Origin of the sequence: Streptosporangium sp. NPDC002721 (assembly GCF_042888905.1) — a bacterium.
Lineage (GTDB): Bacteria > Actinomycetota > Actinomycetes > Streptosporangiales > Streptosporangiaceae > Streptosporangium.
On the sequence record NZ_JBIAQI010000090.1, the window covers coordinates 1 to 1,732 of the forward strand.

1 protein-coding gene is annotated in these 1,732 nt (G+C 65.7%); it reads right to left on the reverse strand.

The annotated features are described in order from the left end of the window. Window positions 1-56: 56 nt before the first annotated feature. Window positions 57-1,679 (reverse strand): ISL3 family transposase, encoded by a 1,623-nt coding sequence (locus tag ACFYWM_RS44670; RefSeq protein WP_389927978.1) that lies wholly within the window; start codon window positions 1,677-1,679, stop codon window positions 57-59. Window positions 1,680-1,732 lie beyond the last annotated feature (53 nt).

The window sequence follows — 1,732 nt, forward strand, 5'->3', positions numbered from 1 at the left end:
GGCCACTTCTCGGATCTGGCAAGATTTTCGTGATGGGTGACGGTGAGTGTTCGCGGTTATGCAAGCAGGACCCGTTTTCGTAAGAGCAAGAACCCGGCTCGGCCGAACATCTGCCGTTTGAGTGTCTTGATCCGGTTGACCTGGCCCTCTACCGCTGCGGAACTCCATGGCAGGCTCAAGCCTGCGGTGACCGCGGCGAGATCACGTTCGATTCCGTGGACGAATGAGTGCAGGCCAGGCAGGTCATCGGCCAGGACCGCGGCGAGCCAGCCGGGCAGTTGATCCGCGGCCAGATCGGTGAGTATCCCGGCGAAAGCCCGCACATGCCCAGATACGGCTTTTAGTTCCGGACAACGCGCCAGAACGGTTTTGAGCTGCTGTTTCTCGATCTCTTTGAGCGCATCGGGGTGTCGGGTGAGCCACGCGGTGACCTCGCGGGCGCTGGGCGGTGCCGGCTGTGCCGGAGTGCGCCCCTTGACCTGGCGAAAGCGCCGAAAGTAGGTGCACAAGCTGTTGTAGCTGCCTGGGTAGCCCATCTCGGTGATCTCGGCATGGAGCCGGACGAGGTTGGTGCAGCCCTCCTGCCACCGGCGGTGCAGATACTCCTTGTAGGGATCCAGCAGGTAATAGCGGCCTTGCCAGCGGTTTTCGACCAGCTCCTGCCAGGTCGCGGCGCGCACCAACTGGCGGACCCGGCGCACGGTGATGCCCAGATGGCGGGCGGTGGCCCGCAGGCCGTAACCCTGCTCGCGCAAGATCTGCACCGCGGCATGCTGGTCGCGGGTGCGGTCGGCGTAGCGGCCCTCGGGGTCGGCCGGTGCGACGACCTGTCCGGCCAGCCGCATCTGGGTAGCGGGAGTGGGCAGCAGGTCGGGAATCGGCTCGTCGGGCTCTGGCAGGCAACGCTGGTGCTGGCGGACGCAACGCTCCACGGCCTCGGCGAGGTTGTGCCATAGGTGCCAGCGGTCGGCGACCTGTATCGCGGCGGGAGCCCCAGCGCTGGCGGCTTCGCCGTAGGCCTCGGCCCGATCACGACAGATGACCTCCGCCCCGGGGTGGGTGCTCAGCCAAGCGGCGAAGGTATCACCCCGCCGATCCGGGAGCAGATCGACGGGTTTATGAGTGAGACAGTCGATCAAGACGGTCCCATAGACCTGCCCGCGACGGAAAGCGAAGTCGTCAACCCCCAGCACTCGCGGGGTGGACGTCACCGGGTCAGGTAACGCCATGACCAGCGACAACAGCGTCACCCGGCTGACCATCGCAGCCAGGGCAGCGGTGAGTCTGGCCCCCGCGCGACCGGCCAGCGCCAGACCGGCGGCCCGCAATACCCCAAGCAGGCAGGGGGTGTAGCGGGCATAGCGGACGGTCAAGCCCTCGACCTGCTCGGCGAAGGTGCGGCGGCGGCAGTCGGGTGTGTCACAAAACAGACGCCGCACCGACAACTCGATGACCACCGGCTGCCCGCCAACAGCGGTGTCGGCCACCTTACGCCGATAGCGGCTATGGACCCGCTGGGACAAGGCCCGGCAGTCCGGGCAAGCAAGCGCCGTATCCGAACGGGTCCGGGCCGAGATCCATACCGCCCCCTCCATCCGGCACACCTGTTCCACCAGCACCTTCTCCAGGTGCGGAAACAAGAGATACAGAAGGTCTTCACACAATGGCCACGATGCCACCGCAATAACGTTCCGTCATCCCATCACGAAAATCTTGCCAGATCCCACTTCTC